The 14,290-nt window shown below is 38.6% G+C and carries 17 protein-coding genes and 1 pseudogene; 15 read left to right on the top strand and 3 right to left on the bottom strand.

Annotated features, from left to right (window positions below; genetic code table 11):
- Position 1 precedes the first annotated feature (1 nt).
- From yajC to B7697_RS05020, 13 genes and pseudogenes are all read left to right on the top strand, one after another.
- Positions 2-211: a preprotein translocase subunit YajC gene (yajC, locus tag B7697_RS04970; protein WP_084950629.1), complete on the top strand. Its 210-nt coding sequence runs from the start codon at positions 2-4 to the stop codon at positions 209-211.
- A 1-nt stretch (position 212) separates the two neighbouring features.
- Positions 213-485 carry a hypothetical protein gene (locus B7697_RS04975; RefSeq protein ID WP_060806002.1) on the top strand — a complete coding sequence of 91 codons (273 nt, stop codon included), beginning with the start codon at positions 213-215 and terminating at the stop codon, positions 483-485.
- A complete protein-coding gene (locus B7697_RS04980) occupies positions 472-1,329 on the top strand; it encodes a conserved phage C-terminal domain-containing protein (RefSeq protein ID WP_084950632.1) in 858 nt (285 codons plus the stop codon). Before B7697_RS04975 ends, B7697_RS04980 begins: the two co-directional genes overlap by 14 nt.
- Before the next feature lie 11 nt (positions 1,330-1,340).
- Complete coding sequence (locus B7697_RS04985) at positions 1,341-2,186, top strand: ATP-binding protein (RefSeq protein ID WP_060806000.1); 846 nt, start codon at positions 1,341-1,343, stop codon at positions 2,184-2,186.
- Positions 2,183-2,344, top strand: a complete 162-nt coding sequence (locus B7697_RS09360; RefSeq protein WP_000997172.1) for a hypothetical protein — start codon at positions 2,183-2,185, stop codon at positions 2,342-2,344. The genes B7697_RS04985 and B7697_RS09360 overlap by 4 nt, the downstream gene beginning before the upstream one ends.
- An 89-nt stretch (positions 2,345-2,433) precedes the next feature.
- Positions 2,434-2,664 carry a hypothetical protein gene (locus B7697_RS04990; RefSeq protein WP_004261935.1) on the top strand — a complete coding sequence of 77 codons (231 nt, stop codon included), beginning with the start codon at positions 2,434-2,436 and terminating at the stop codon, positions 2,662-2,664.
- Between the two features lie 49 nt (positions 2,665-2,713).
- The gene (locus tag B7697_RS04995; RefSeq protein ID WP_084950634.1) at positions 2,714-3,574 is read left to right on the top strand and encodes a phage major capsid protein; all 861 of its coding nucleotides are present in this window, start codon (positions 2,714-2,716) and stop codon (positions 3,572-3,574) included.
- A 9-nt stretch (positions 3,575-3,583) separates the two neighbouring features.
- Positions 3,584-4,132 (top strand): hypothetical protein, encoded by a 549-nt coding sequence (locus B7697_RS05000; protein ID WP_084950636.1) that lies wholly within the window; start codon positions 3,584-3,586, stop codon positions 4,130-4,132.
- A 377-nt stretch (positions 4,133-4,509) separates the two neighbouring features.
- A complete protein-coding gene (locus tag B7697_RS05005) occupies positions 4,510-4,920 on the top strand; it encodes a DUF722 domain-containing protein (RefSeq protein ID WP_000273145.1) in 411 nt (136 codons plus the stop codon).
- Positions 4,921-5,165: 245 nt separating this feature from the next.
- On the top strand, positions 5,166-6,128 hold the full coding sequence (locus B7697_RS05010; protein WP_084950637.1) for an Abi family protein: 963 nt from the start codon (positions 5,166-5,168) through the stop codon (positions 6,126-6,128).
- Positions 6,129-6,148: 20 nt separating this feature from the next.
- Positions 6,149-6,217 (top strand): annotated as a pseudogene (locus B7697_RS09530) (DUF7720 family protein); the annotation flags it as partial.
- A 278-nt stretch (positions 6,218-6,495) separates the two neighbouring features.
- A complete protein-coding gene (locus tag B7697_RS05015) occupies positions 6,496-6,954 on the top strand; it encodes a CtsR family transcriptional regulator (protein ID WP_084950639.1) in 459 nt (152 codons plus the stop codon).
- 1 nt (position 6,955) lies between these two features.
- Positions 6,956-9,388: an ATP-dependent Clp protease ATP-binding subunit gene (locus B7697_RS05020; RefSeq protein ID WP_084950641.1), complete on the top strand. Its 2,433-nt coding sequence runs from the start codon at positions 6,956-6,958 to the stop codon at positions 9,386-9,388.
- 72 nt (positions 9,389-9,460) lie between these two features.
- Here B7697_RS05020 and B7697_RS05025 read toward each other — a convergent pair whose 3' ends face one another.
- Positions 9,461-9,691, bottom strand: a complete 231-nt coding sequence (locus B7697_RS05025) for a hypothetical protein (protein WP_084950642.1) — start codon at positions 9,689-9,691, stop codon at positions 9,461-9,463.
- A gap of 278 nt (positions 9,692-9,969) precedes the next feature.
- On the opposite strand from B7697_RS05025, the gene B7697_RS05030 reads away from it, so the two are divergent.
- Positions 9,970-10,668, top strand: coding sequence for a hypothetical protein (locus tag B7697_RS05030; RefSeq protein WP_084950644.1), 699 nt, complete (start codon positions 9,970-9,972; stop codon positions 10,666-10,668).
- Positions 10,669-10,738: 70 nt separating this feature from the next.
- Here B7697_RS05030 and dusB read toward each other — a convergent pair whose 3' ends face one another.
- Entirely contained in the window at positions 10,739-11,719 is a 981-nt protein-coding gene (gene dusB / locus B7697_RS05035) for a tRNA dihydrouridine synthase DusB (protein WP_192851476.1), read from the bottom strand.
- Entirely contained in the window at positions 11,706-12,578 is an 873-nt protein-coding gene (gene hslO, locus B7697_RS05040; protein WP_084951498.1) for an Hsp33 family molecular chaperone HslO, read from the bottom strand. Before hslO ends, dusB begins: the two co-directional genes overlap by 14 nt.
- 164 nt (positions 12,579-12,742) lie before the next feature.
- Between hslO and B7697_RS05045 the strand changes: the two genes are divergently transcribed.
- Positions 12,743-14,170, top strand: a complete 1,428-nt coding sequence (locus B7697_RS05045; RefSeq protein ID WP_084950648.1) for an AcpB/EbpR/MafR family transcriptional regulator — start codon at positions 12,743-12,745, stop codon at positions 14,168-14,170.
- Positions 14,171-14,290: the final 120 nt, after the last annotated feature.

Here is a 14,290-nt window from a genome sequence, read left to right on the forward strand (position 1 = left end):
CATGAATGAACTAGATTTGACCAATACACAATCGATTATCTTTGTGGTGGTAATGATTGGCCTACTGCTTTATTTAAACTACCAAGACCGCAAAAAAAGCGCCCAAATCGAGCGAGAGAGTATACAGACGATAGAAACGACTAGCGAGAATTTAAGCCCTGATTATGGGCGATATATTCAGCTTGCAGGGGTTAAGCCATGGGGGTACTAAGATGTTTGAAAAAATGATTGAAGATTTAAAATCTAAGATTTTGGAAGCAGTGGAACGGTATTTAAAAAATCATGAGAAAGTACCTCAAAAAAGATTAGATTTAATCAGCAAGGTGGAACTAAAGGAAGAACTAGGCATAGGAGATAAAACCTTGACAAAATGGGAAGGTGCAGGATTACCACAGTATATACCGCCTATTGAAGATACTAGAAAAGCGTATTATAAAATCTCAGATGTTTTAAAGTTTTTGGGGGTAGATGATGGCAAAGACTAAAATATATTTTTGGTTAAAAGTTGATAAGAAGTTTTTTGATAACCTTTTTATTAAGCGACTTAAAAATATGCCTGGTGGCTACACTATGACAGTGATTTATATCCGCCTTATGTTGGAAAGTTTAGAAGATGACTGCATTTTGTACTATGAAGGATATTTTGATAGTTTGGTACAGGAATTAGCTTTAAAACTGGATGTTTCTGAAGATGATATAAATATGACAGTTGCATATTTTACCAAATGCGGACTGATTCAGATTGATGATGATGGCCATGCTACATTATCACAAGCAAAAGCCATGGTTGAGAGTGAAACAAACTGGGCAAAATACAAGCGAGACCAAAGAAAAAATAGTCAAGATATACCAAAATTGGAGAATGTCCAAAGTAAAGAGACTTTTTCCAACTCATGTCCAACAGAGATAGAGATAGATAAAGAGTCAGATAAAGAGTTATATAAAGAATATATATTGTCAGGTAAACCTGACTTTACTTTCCCAAATTGGTTAACTCCGAGAATGATCGAGGAAATAACTAAAGGACATCCTGAGAAGTATTTAATAAGAATCCCTCTAGCTTATCTGAATCATACAGTAGGGAAAAATTATAAATATTTGGACAAAAACTTGAAGCCGATAATGGCACGATTCAAAGAAGGCTATACACTTGAAGATTTTAAACAGGTGATAGATATTAAAACGGCAGAATGGAAGGATAGTCCTGAATTTTCTAAATATCTGAGACCAGAAACACTTTTCGGATCTAAGTTTGACGGTTATTTGAATCAAAAGCCTAAAACCATAAAAGGGAAGTCTGAAGACAACTTTCCAGATCTACCATTTTAGGAGTTATAAAGATGAAGGAACAATTTAAAGAATTTAATAACAGAAAAATATCGGATAAAGTTTGCGATATTCACCAGGTAAATTATTGGGAAATTTCTGTACCAGTGTTAGGGGGTTCAGAAAGAAAAGTACAAGCATTTTGTCCGGAGTGCGTGAAGGGAGAGATTAAACAGAAAGAGAAAGACCTATTGCAGCAGTTCGAGGACAGGCAAGCTTACTTTAAAACTTATGATGTCTTAATGCGTGATAGTACGATTCCTAACGAGTTGAAGGGGGCAACGTTTGATAATTTCTTTGTTAAGACGACAGAGGAGCGTCAGATGTTAGAGTTTGTAAAGGGGCAAGCCCAGAAGTACCTTGCAGGTATGACAGGAAATACTTTAATCAGCGGTAGCACAGGAATAGGAAAAAGTCATTTATCTCTTGCCCTGGCCAAAGAAATCAATGAGAGCTTCAGAGAGAAGAACGAGCCTAAGAGTGTCTTATTTGTCAGCTTAACCGAGATTATCAAGCAGATAAAAGAAGGCTGGGCTTATGGCAGAAATGCAAACTTAACAGAGTATGAGGCGGTTAAAAAGCTTGTTGATGTTGATTTTCTAATCATCGATGACCTAGGGGCAAAAAATGGGACGGTAACCCCTAAGAGCGATTGGGAACAGGATTTCTTGTTTGATATTATCAATAATCGAGAAACTACGATTTTCAACACGAACCTAGATAGTAGTGAACTGCGGACGGTATACAATGCTAGAAATTCAAGTAGAATTTTGAAAGGTTTAGAAGGGAACACTTTCAAGGCTTTTACGATCAAAGATAAGAGATACACTATAAATACAGTGAGGGGAGAATATCAATGAATGATGATAAAATGCGATTTGCAACAGAAAAAGGATTTGTTGTCTACGAAAAATGTGGTATAATAGAGATAGAAAAAGTTCCAAGTTTTGGAGAAGTTACTTTATTCTATTCAGATGGGAAGTTTACCCATCTAGTCAAAAAAGAAACTAAAAAATAAGTCTATTGAGAACAACTCAGGGACATACCGTAAGCATATAATGCTAGTGGTATGTCCCTTTTTGTTTGCATAGAAAGGGGGTGAGTATTATGTCAGGAGATACTTCTTTAGGGTATGTAGTAGCCAATAAGTTTTCTATGGATCCAGATAAAAGACAGAAAATCTTTTCTCAGTGTAAAAAAGAAGATGATAGCTTAGAACAACGGAAACAAGAAATACTAGAAAAATATGCTAACAAACAAGACAAATCAAAATCTAGAAAAAATGATTCTAAAGGCTCGGAGAGTCATAAAAGAAAAGCTAAGAGCAAAGAATTTTAGAAAAAATTATAAACAAAAATCAGATATTAAAAGATAAAGGAGCAAAAAAATGACAATTAACTTGGCTAAACAAAAAGAAAATCTAGAAGCTTATATCCGGAGTACAGGTTATAACACTAGAGGGATGAAAGTAGAAAATAATCATGTACTCATTGAAAAACCAATCCTTGATAGTTACGAAGACGAACATCAACGTAAAGAACTGGTTGATTTAGTAAATATTATTGAGACTCGTACCCGTGGTGGGGAGTATGAAGTAACTGACTTTGAATCTGATTCATTACAAGAAGTTATAGAAAATTCGGTTGAGAGAACAGAAGCAGATAAAAAGAAAACTATCAGCGTTGATTACTTAGTTAAATTATTCAGTGGAAAACTTGATTTTTCACAGGAGCAATTAGATGATGGCCAATATAATTTAACGGATTTTCTTGGTAAGAAGATTATTAAATTAAAACGTAGAACACGAAATAGAGAGATTGGGAAAATTCTCCAAACTGCGAAAGTGCAGACTGCTACAAGTATGGACGACTTGAAATCTATTGTTTCTTTAATCAATCCAGAGCGCAATGTATCTATGGTTGTTAGTCAATCACTATTTAGTGTCTTAGAAAAAATGAAAGACACTTCAGGAAATTATCTTCTTAAAGTTGATAAAGAGACAGGAACAAGTGAAACATTCTTTGTAGATAACTTTTTAATTGTAGATGATACAACATTAGGGAATAAAGGTGACCAAAAAGGCTTTATCGGAGATCTAGAAAACTTTGTTACTTTGTTTGATCGCAAGAAAGATACACTTAGTTGGGTGAATGCGAATGACTATTTTGGAAAGCGGTTGATTTTACATACCCGATTTGATGTAAAAAAAGTTGAAGAAGATTGTGGTTACTTTATTCAATGGAACTAGGAAAAAGAAATGGATATTAATCAAGTATTTGAAACACTGGATGATCTAGATAATAAAAAAAGTAAGATTAATTCAGCACGAGAACAGTTAAGCGAAAAAAGGAAAAGCCTGTTAGGCAATCAAGCAGTTTCATTTGAGAACATAGATTCTTTTTTGTCAAATAACTTAGAATCTTTAGAGCAGCTGGAAAATATGGAAAAAGCCATTAACGGCCTTCAGGAAAAATTTGATAGTGATTTTTCAGAAGCTAATGCAGTCGTCTTTGAATACATTTTTAAAGAAACTAAGCAACGGATGGAAACTAAGAAGATCTATAAACAATACCGAAAGAAACTTAGACGAATTCTGGACGCATATGATGAAATTCAAGAACTGAAGAAGGATGTAGAAGAAATCCATACAGGTGTAGTCAGGGAAATAAGTCAGAAACATTCTCTATTGCTATATCGAACAGAAGTAAGTCCGCTTACTGTTCTACCATTCTTAAACCCTGATTCTAGCGGATGGATGAATTTTTCTAAGGAATATCGGGACATTAAAGAGTATTTAGAAAAATAGGGAACAAATTAAGTAAGGCTAGTGATATATGGCTGAAACAAAAGAAATATCGCTAGTCCTACTTTTATGCTTTACTAAGTTTCACATAACAAAGTAAGCATAAACTGAAAAGAAGTAATAGCTTGAAAGCAAGGTATATCAGGGGTTTACAGAATGGAGTGAGTTTCACAGAATGTAAGATATGAGAAACTGAGGGGATAAATTAAAGAAATTTCCCTTGAACTTGTCATACTGAAGAGTTGTCCAACTTAAAACAATGATACCTGGTAAGTGGAGTGTTGGAAGGCTTTTAGCGCTTTTTTTCAGTTTGACAGAATTTACAATTTGACAAATTGAAAGATAAAAAATTTTTAAAATTTAAGTGGAGGTACTTGCCTATGTACGAGTTGAGTAACAGAGACCTGGACGGGATAGATATTGAGTTAGGACGATATAGAACGCTTGCTAATAAAATTTATTTGAGAAGACAGGAACTAATACATAATAAGAAACATAGCGCTGAAGATTGTACTGGTGGGAAAGGCAAGACAGTATATAGTCCTACTGAAGCAACCATCATTAGAATTGAAGAAGACCAAACGCTAAGATATTTAGAAGGCTTTAAACTAGTTGTAGATACCTTGATGGAAAACTTAATTGAAAGTGATCTAGTCATTTTTAAAATGAGATATTTAGAAGCTGGTGCGACTTGGGAAGACGTGGCAGAGAAACTAAATAAAACTACTCGTTATATAAATAGTCGTAGAAAGGTAATCGCTAAAAGATTTGTTGAGTTGAAAGGATATTGACTCCCCCCCACCTTTTAAAAAATCTTTCTGGCCAGTAGGGTACCGGTGAAGGGAACTTTTTCCAAGTCGGAGCACTTCAGACAAAAAGGGGGTAAAAACTTGAATGATTTTAAAAAAATCGAATAGTTTTTCTTGACAATGTATGTAATAAGTGATAGAGTTTAAATATAATATCAATGGCTCCCTTTGCGTATGCACAGAATATTTCTGATAGGGAGTTTTTTTTAGAATTGTGGTACTAAAGAATGATTGTATATACTCATAAAGATTTTTCGGAACAAATAGATTTGTTAAAATCTAGAAATATGAAGTTTTCTTCAGACGATTCCAAGAAAAAAGCAATTGAAAAATTATCAATGATTTCATACTATAAAATCAAAGAGTTTGCTAGACCGTATGCGAAAACTACTCGAAAAGACGGGGAAAAAATTATAGATTACCAACAAACTCCTTTTGAAGTTATTAGCACTAGATATTATCAAGATAAGAAATTACGATTACATCTTTTGTCAGCAATCGAGGACATAGAGGTTAGTTTAAAAACTCAAGTAGCATTTGTCCTGGGTTCAGGTTCGTTAGGAGCCTATAAGTACCTAAATTTCAAAAAGTGGTGTAATAATAAAAAGTATTGTTCATATTATCTAAAACATAGACAGAAGAAATTCAAGTCAGCATTATCAAGAGAATTAGAAAGAAATAAATCTCCTGAAATTATTGAAAAATTAAAAAACTCTAAAGAGGAGTTTCCTCCTATATGGCTAGCAATAAATATTCTAACATTCGGTGAAGTAGTAAATCTTTTAGAATTAATGTCAAAAAGAAATTTGAGGTTTATTTCAACTTTTTATGGGTGTTCTGATGAAGAATTGATTTCATGGATGAAATGCATTAACTTAGTAAGAAATATGTGTGCCCATAATTCAAATTTAATTGATATGAAGTTAAAAACAACTCCAATAATTCGTGAAGAATGGAAAGAGCTGCTTTTTGAGTTAAAAGAAGGGGTTTATTCTAATAGAGTAGCATTGCCTATCATTGTTATAAAATATATGATAGATGCAGTAGATCCTAAGTATAGGTTTGGAACAATTTTTAATGCTTTTGAAAAGTTAATTAGAAACAACGACATGCAAGCTAAATATTATGGCTTAAAAAATGTTGAAGTAATCAATATTTTAAGAAAAGAATCATTATATACTAAGATATAAAAACTTAGAAACTAGATTACTTAGTATCAACTTGGAAGTATCGGGATTTGGTGCTTCATTCAGTAGATATGCACAGATTGGAAAAATAAAATTAGAATATGGTATAATGGCACTAGGTAATAAAAAAGCACGTTTGACCGTGCTAGTTCCTTGCCTGCTGAACTCGTCAATATTACGCCCTTTTAAGGGCTCTTTTTTGTGGACTTTTTTAGGAACTTTCAAGAAAAACTAAGGCGATTTAATGCCTAAATGTTTTTAAAGAAAGTCAGTATTTTCAAGGGCTTAGCCCTAAAAATTTGACTTATAGAGTGTTAAATGATAGTATAGTCAAAGATAGTCAAGGTTTAAAGAGAGAGGTGGGTTTGTAATGAGATTTAAAAATACATCGGATCATATTGAGGCCTACATCAAGGCGATTTTAGATCAATCTGGAATTGTGGAGTTGCAACGGAGTCAGTTGGCAGATACCTTCCAGGTTGTTCCTAGTCAGATTAACTATGTGATCAAGACACGCTTTACAGAAAGTAGAGGCTACTTGGTTGAAAGTAAGCGTGGTGGCGGAGGCTACATTCGTATAGGACGGATTGAGTTTTCTAGTCATCATGAAATGCTTAGGGATCTGCTTTACTCAATTGGTGAGCGGGTCAGTCAAGAAATTTATGAGGATATTCTGCAGCTTTTGGTTGAGCAGGAATTGATGACCAAGCAGGAGATGAATTTGCTAGTATCAGTAGCTTTGGATCGCGTCCTAGGAGAAGAAGCACCAGTCCTTCGAGCAAACATGCTACGACAGGTCATACAAGAGGTAGATAGAAAAGGGAAGTAAGATGAACTATTCAAAAGCATTGAATGAATGTATAGAAAGTGCCTACATGGTTGCTGGCCATTTTGGAGCTCGTTACCTTGAGTCTTGGCACTTGTTGATTGCTATGTCCAATCACAGTTATAGTGTGGCAGGGGCAACTTTAAATGATTATCCATATGAGATGGACCGTTTAGAAGAAGTCGCTTTGGAACTGACTGAAACGGACTATAGCCAGGATGAAACCTTTACGGAATTGCCGTTCTCCCATCGTTTGCAGGTTCTCTTTGATGAAGCAGAGTATGTAGCATCAGTGGTCCATGCTAAGGTGCTGGGAACAGAGCATGTCCTCTATGCGATTTTGCATGATGGGAATGCCTTGGCGACTCGTATTTTGGAGAGGGCTGGTTTTTCTTATGAAGACAAGAAAGATCAGGTCAAGATTGCTGCACTTCGTCGAAATTTAGAAGAACGGGCAGGCTGGACTCGTGAAGACCTCAAGGCTTTACGCCAACGCCATCGTACAGTAGCTGACAAGCAAAATTCTATGGCTAATATGATGGGCATGCCCCAGACTCCAAGCGGTGGTCTCGAGGACTATACGCATGATTTGACAGAGCAAGCGCGTTCTGGAAAGTTAGAACCAGTCATCGGTCGTGACAAGGAAATATCCCGTATGATTCAAATCTTGAGCCGGAAAACCAAGAATAATCCTGTCTTGGTTGGAGATGCGGGTGTCGGGAAAACAGCTCTGGCGCTTGGTCTTGCCCAGCGTATTGCTAGTGGTGATGTGCCTGCGGAAATGGCTAAGATGCGCGTGTTAGAGCTTGATTTGATGAATGTCGTGGCAGGGACACGCTTCCGCGGTGACTTTGAAGAACGTATGAACAATATCATCAAGGATATTGAAGAAGATGGTCAAGTCATCCTCTTTATTGATGAGCTCCATACCATCATGGGTTCTGGGAGCGGAATTGATTCAACTCTGGATGCGGCCAATATCTTGAAGCCAGCCTTGGCGCGTGGAACTTTGAGAACGGTTGGTGCCACCACTCAGGAAGAATACCAAAAACACATTGAAAAAGACGCAGCTCTTTCTCGTCGTTTCGCTAAAGTGACGATTGAAGAGCCGAGTGTTGCAGACAGCATGACCATTTTACAGGGCTTGAAGGCGACTTATGAGAAACATCACCGTGTGCAAATCACAGATGAAGCAGTTGAAACAGCTGTCAAGATGGCTCATCGTTACTTGACTAGCCGTCACTTGCCAGACTCTGCTATCGACCTCTTAGATGAAGCAGCAGCAACAGTGCAAAATAAGGCTAAGCATGTAAAAGCAGACGATTCAGGTTTGAGTCCAGCTGACAAGGCCTTGATGGATGGTAAGTGGAAACAGGCAGCCCAGCTAATCGCAAAAGAAGAGCAAGTGCCTGTCTATAAAGACTTGGTGACAGAGGCTGATATTTTGACCACCTTGAGTCGTTTATCAGGTATCCCAGTCCAAAAACTGACTCAGACTGATGCTAAGAAATACCTGAATCTGGAAGCTGAACTGCACAAACGTGTCATCGGTCAAGATCAAGCTGTTTTAAGCATTAGCCGCGCCATTCGCCGCAACCAGTCAGGGATTCGCAGTCACAAGCGTCCGATTGGTTCCTTTATGTTCTTAGGGCCTACAGGTGTCGGTAAGACCGAATTGGCTAAGGCTCTAGCAGAAGTTCTTTTTGATGACGAATCAGCCCTTATCCGCTTTGATATGAGTGAGTATATGGAGAAATTTGCAGCCAGTCGTCTCAATGGAGCTCCTCCAGGCTATGTGGGGTATGAAGAAGGTGGGGAGTTGACAGAGAAGGTTCGCAACAAACCATACTCTGTTCTCCTCTTTGACGAGGTAGAGAAGGCCCATCCAGACATCTTTAATGTTCTCTTGCAGGTTTTGGATGATGGTGTCTTGACCGATAGCAAGGGGCGCAAGGTTGACTTTTCAAATACCATTATCATCATGACGTCAAATCTTGGTGCGACAGCCCTTCGTGATGACAAGACAGTTGGATTTGGGGCTAAGGACATTCGTTTTGACCAGGAAAATATGGAAAAACGCATGTTTGAAGAGCTGAAAAAAGCTTATAGACCGGAATTCATCAACCGCATTGATGAAAAGGTGGTCTTCCATAGCCTGTCTAGCGACCATATGCAGGAAGTGGTGAAGATTATGGTCAAACCTTTAGTGGCAAGTTTGGCTGAAAAAGGCATTGATTTGAAATTACAAGCTTCCGCACTGAAATTGTTGGCAAATCAAGGATATGATCCAGAGATGGGAGCTCGTCCACTTCGCAGAACCCTGCAAACAGAAGTGGAGGACAAGTTGGCAGAACTTCTTCTTAATGGAGAATTAGAGGCAGGTAGCACACTTAAGATTGGTGTCAAAGCAGGCCAGTTAAAATTTGATATTGCATAAAAAACGAGGTCGGGAAAAGTTCCCGACCTCTTTGTTTGCCTTTATTAGTTTGCTTTGCTGTTGCGATTGCTTTCAGGTGTGCCTATCTTTCTTAGAATTGCTCAACAGGTGAGTAAAGAAGTCTTTGTATCGATACTTGAGATAGTTCTCATGTAAAAATAACAAGGCGATATAAACAATCAAAAAGATTGTAGTCAGATAAAACACATCAAATGCAGTTCGCGCATAGTAAGCGGCTGATTGATAAGAGCCAATTGCTCCCAAAATCAACCAAGGAAGATACTTATAATACTTATTTAGCATAAGAGTGCACCTCCTATATTCTATTTCAATGTTATTATATTCCTTTGTACTTAAAGGTGCAAGCGATTTCACAAAAACAAATTCAAATTTTTAATAGGAAAATCTCCTATTTTTCTGTTTTATTACGAATAGAAGAGTAGGAGGAGAAAATGTATCTAAAGTATTTAAGATTTTTAAAATAGTTTAGATAAATTGTTGACATATTCAAATTTGAATGTTACAATTATATTACAAAAAGATTTCTTTATATTTCTAAAATATTACAAAGGAGTAGAAAAATGAAAAAGAAAACCTATATCAAATTGATGACAGCAACTGTATTAGCTTCTACCCTACTATTAGGGGCTTGTGGAAATAAAAAGGAAACAACTCAAGCAAGCAGTTCTGCTAAGACAAGCCAATCATCAAGCTCTAAAGCAGCTTCTGCTAGCAAAGAAAGCAAGACTCAGAAGTCCTCAAGTTCAGCTTCATCTGAAAAGGCCAAGGCATCTACGGATCAATCTTCAGCAACTGCAACGCCATCACAAGCGGCGACAGCACCAGAGCAAAGACAAGGTCAAGAAGTGTCTAATCAACAAGCAGCTAGTCAACAAACTCCTGCTCAGACTCCTTCAACTCAACAAGCTCCTCAAGCCCAGTCTAACCAATCAAGCTATGATCCTACAACTGACCGCAAACTTCAAGACAAGCAAGCAGAGCAAAATAAACGCTACAAGGGTGTTTTAACCATGGTAGACGGTGATTTCTCAGCTGCAGCGGGCAACTGGAAGGGTGCCAATGGCGAAACCATTACAGTTTCATCAGGTGGTCAATTCACAGTAGAATCTGCTGATGGAAAGAAAGAAAACTACTCTATTAGAGGTTATTCTTATACTCTTGATGATGGCAAGTATGATGCCAAAATCGGTGGGGGAAAAATCATCCAAATTACAACAGGAGCGGATGGTAAGGTTTCCAGTGTTACTTTGAATCAGTAATACCCCTCAGTATTTAAATTTTTACAATCAAAAACCCGTAACCTTTAAGAGAGTTACGGGTTTTAAACTATTAAGCCTTATTCAACTGCAAGAGAGTCTCAATCTCTGCCAGAGTGCTAGCTTGTGAAATGGCTCCACGGAGTTTAGCTGCACCAGATGTTCCACGGAGGTAGTGAGGAGCGAGGCCACGGAATTCACGAACTGCTACGTTTTCTCCTTTGAGGTTAATCAATCGTTTCAAGTGTTCGTAGGCGATTTTCATCTTATCTTCAAAGGTCAAATCAGGTAGGATTTCTCCTGTTTCAAAGTAATGATTGATTTGGTTGAAGAGGTAAGGATTTCCCATGGCAGCGCGGCCAATCATGACTGCGTCAGCACCGACTTCTTCGATGCGTTGCTTGGCTTCTTGAACTGTACGGATGTCACCGTTGGCGATGAAGGGAATCTTGGTCAGAGCTTGAGCTACGTCGTGCAAGGTCTCAAGGTCTGCGTGACCTGTATACATTTGCTCACGGGTACGGCCATGCATGGCGAGGGCAGAAACGCCTGCAGCTTCAGCAGCGAGGGCATTTTCTACTGCAAGAGCTGGGTCGGACCAGCCGGTACGCATCTTGACGGTGAGGGGAATATCAAGGACAGACTGAACCTTGTTGATAATAGAGTAAATCTTGTCTGGATCCTTGAGCCACATAGCGCCAGCTTCGTTTTTCACGATTTTGTTAACTGGGCAGCCCATGTTGATATCGACTATATCGGTCTTGGTATTTTCTTGGATGAATTCTGCTGCGCGCGCTAGGCTGTCTTCATCACTACCAAAAAGTTGGATAGAAACAGGGTTTTCACCTTCATCGATATGAAGCATGTGCAGGGTTTTTTCATTGTTGTATTGGATTCCCTTGTCAGAGACCATTTCCATGACAACGAGTCCAGCTCCGAGCTCTTTTGCAATAGTACGAAAGGCTGAGTTGGTCACGCCAGCCATGGGCGCTAAAACGGTACGATTGGGAATCTCAACATTGCCAATCATAAAGGGTGTATTAAGATTTGTCACGAATGAGTTCCTCCAGGTCGTGTTCATCAAAGTTGTAAGTTGTTTGGCAGAATTGACAAGTGATTTCTGCCCCGTGGTCTTCCTCTTTCATTTCCTGTAAGTCTGAGCTTGGAAGGCTGGCAAGAGCATTCATAAAGCGATCATGGCTACAGTCACATTGGAAACGGATTTCTTCTTCAGAAAGACGCTTGTAGGCCTCGTCCCCGTAGATAGCCTTGAGGAGAGCTTCGATATGGTCGTCGCTTTCCAGAAGGGTTGAGATAGCTGGCATTTCTTGGATGCGTTTTTCAAAGCGAGCAATCTCTTCTTCCTTGGCTCCCGGCAAGACTTGAACTAGGAAACCACCTGCAACTTTTACCTTGTCTTCTTCGTCCAAAAGGACATTGAGGCCGACTGCTGAAGGCGTTTGTTGGCTTTCAGTCAGGTAAAAGGCCAGGTCTTCACCGATTTCCCCAGAGATGAGGGGAGTCATAGAATTGTAAGGATTTCCAGTACCGTAGTCTGTGATAACGAGGAATTGACCATTTCCAACAAAAGGTCCAACTAGGACTTCACCAGTTGCAGTCTTTTTGATGTCGACACCAGGATTTTGAACGTAACCTTTGACATTCCCCTTGGTATCAGCGACGGTGATGATAGCACCTAGAGAGCTAGAACCCAGCACCTTAACTGTTAGTTTGGTATTTCCTTTTTCATTGGCTGCGAGAATCTGGCTAGCGATAAGGGTACGACCAAGTGCAACGGTTGAACTGGCTTGAGTTTGATGTTTTTCTTGAGCAGTGCGGACGGTTTCAGTGCTATCAAGGACAAAAGCACGAAAGGCGCCGCTTTCTGATATAGTTTTAATAATTTTATCCATAGCTACTATTTTAGCACAAAAATTCCCAAAGGGGGAGCCGTGTGTTTGCTGATTTTCAGGATAATAGACCAGAAAATCAGCAGGTAAATAAAAAGAGAAACAGATTATTTCAGCATTTGTAAGATTTATGCTATGCTTAAGGTAGAAAATGAAAGGGGTAACAAATGTATTTAGGAGACTTGATGGAAAAGGCTGAATCTGGCCAATTTTCAATCCTTTCCTTTCTCTTACAAGAGTCTCAGACGACTGTCAAGGCTGTAATGGAGGAAACAGGATTTTCAAAAGCAACCCTAACCAAATATGTCACCCTGCTCAATGACAAGGCTTTGGGCAGTGGTTTAGAGCTGAACATCTCCTTAGAAGATGAAAATCTGTACCTGTCGATCGGTGCAGCTACAAAGGGGAGAGATATTCGGAGTTTGTTTTTGGAGAATGCGGTTAAATACCAGATTTTAATTTATCTTCTCTACCACCAACAGTTTTTAGCCCATCAGCTGGCTCAAGAATTGATGATTAGTGAGGCAACGCTTGGCCGTCACTTGGCTAGCTTAAATCAGATTTTGTCAGAATTTGATTTATCTATTCAAAATGGACGTTGGCGAGGTCCAGAGCATCAGATTCGCTATTTCTATTTCTGTCTTTTCCGCAAGGTCTGGTCCAGTCAGGAATGGGAAGGCCATATGCAGAAACCAGAGAGAAAACAGGAGATTGCTACACTAGAAGAAATCTGCGGTGCAAGTTTGTCTTCGGGGCAGAAATTGGACCTGGTTCTCTGGGCTCACATCAGTCAACAACGTCTCCGGGTCAATGCCTGTCAGTTTCAAGTCATAGAAGAAAAAATGCGAGGGTATTTTGACAATATTTTCTACCTTCGTTTGCATCGAAAGGCTCCGTTCTTTTTTGCTGGACAACACCTTCCTTTAGGAACTGAGGATGGGGAGATGATGATATTCTTCTCTTTCCTCCTATCTCATCGCATTCTTCCTCTTCATACTATGGAATATATCCTTGGTTTTGGAGGGCAGTTGGCAGATTTGCTGACGCAATTGATTCAAGAAATGAAGAAGGAGGAGTTGCTAGGCGGTTATACAGAGGACCATGTCACCTATGAACTTAGTCAGCTTTGTGGTCAAGTTTATCTCTATAAGGGTTATATCTTACAGGACCGCTACAAGTACCAGTTAGAGAATCGTCATCCTTATTTGCTGATGGAACATGATTTTAAAGAGACAGCAGAAGAGATTTTTCATGCCTTGCCTACCTTTCAACAGGGGACAGATTTAGATAAGAAAATTCTCTGGGAATGGCTCCAGTTGATAGAGTATATGGCTGAAAATGGTGGTCAGCATATGCGGATTGGTCTAGATTTGACATCTGGTTTTCTTGTCTTTTCAAGGATGGCAGCCATTTTGAAACGGTATTTGGAATACAATCGTTTTATTACCATTGAAGCCTATGACCGAACTCGACATTATGATTTGCTGGTTACCAATAACCCGATTCATAAGAAGGAACAAACACCAGTCTATTATTTAAAAAATGACTTGGATATGGAAGATTTGGCGGCTATTCGTCAGTTATTATTCACTTAAAAGGCTTGGTCGTTCCAGGTCTTTTTTGTGAAATTCACACAATCTCCTCACATTTTTTAAAAAATTAAAAAAAGTTGATAAACAAGAAAGCGCTTTATTTTGTATACTAGTAAGTGTAAA

Origin of the sequence: Streptococcus mitis (assembly GCF_002096895.1) — a bacterium.
GTDB lineage: Bacteria > Bacillota > Bacilli > Lactobacillales > Streptococcaceae > Streptococcus > Streptococcus mitis_AH.

Excerpts from the sequence above, each read along its gene's own strand:
- B7697_RS05020 (WP_084950641.1), top strand. The coding sequence starts at position 6,956 with ATGAACTATTCAAAAGCATTGAATGAATGTATAGAAAGTGCCTACATG.
- B7697_RS04980 (WP_084950632.1), top strand. The coding sequence starts at position 472 with ATGGCAAAGACTAAAATATATTTTTGGTTAAAAGTTGATAAGAAGTTT.
- B7697_RS05000 (WP_084950636.1), top strand. The coding sequence starts at position 3,584 with ATGGATATTAATCAAGTATTTGAAACACTGGATGATCTAGATAATAAA.
- yajC (WP_084950629.1), top strand. The coding sequence starts at position 2 with ATGAATGAACTAGATTTGACCAATACACAATCGATTATCTTTGTGGTG.
- hslO (WP_084951498.1), bottom strand. The coding sequence starts at position 12,578 with ATGGATAAAATTATTAAAACTATATCAGAAAGCGGCGCCTTTCGTGCT.
- B7697_RS09360 (WP_000997172.1), top strand. The coding sequence starts at position 2,183 with ATGAATGATGATAAAATGCGATTTGCAACAGAAAAAGGATTTGTTGTC.
- B7697_RS05010 (WP_084950637.1), top strand. The coding sequence starts at position 5,166 with ATGATTGTATATACTCATAAAGATTTTTCGGAACAAATAGATTTGTTA.
- B7697_RS04995 (WP_084950634.1), top strand. The coding sequence starts at position 2,714 with ATGACAATTAACTTGGCTAAACAAAAAGAAAATCTAGAAGCTTATATC.
- B7697_RS05015 (WP_084950639.1), top strand. The coding sequence starts at position 6,496 with ATGAGATTTAAAAATACATCGGATCATATTGAGGCCTACATCAAGGCG.
- B7697_RS05045 (WP_084950648.1), top strand. The coding sequence starts at position 12,743 with ATGTATTTAGGAGACTTGATGGAAAAGGCTGAATCTGGCCAATTTTCA.
- B7697_RS04990 (WP_004261935.1), top strand. The coding sequence starts at position 2,434 with ATGTCAGGAGATACTTCTTTAGGGTATGTAGTAGCCAATAAGTTTTCT.
- B7697_RS04975 (WP_060806002.1), top strand. The coding sequence starts at position 213 with ATGTTTGAAAAAATGATTGAAGATTTAAAATCTAAGATTTTGGAAGCA.
- B7697_RS05025 (WP_084950642.1), bottom strand. The coding sequence starts at position 9,691 with ATGCTAAATAAGTATTATAAGTATCTTCCTTGGTTGATTTTGGGAGCA.
- B7697_RS05030 (WP_084950644.1), top strand. The coding sequence starts at position 9,970 with ATGAAAAAGAAAACCTATATCAAATTGATGACAGCAACTGTATTAGCT.
- B7697_RS04985 (WP_060806000.1), top strand. The coding sequence starts at position 1,341 with ATGAAGGAACAATTTAAAGAATTTAATAACAGAAAAATATCGGATAAA.
- B7697_RS05005 (WP_000273145.1), top strand. The coding sequence starts at position 4,510 with ATGTACGAGTTGAGTAACAGAGACCTGGACGGGATAGATATTGAGTTA.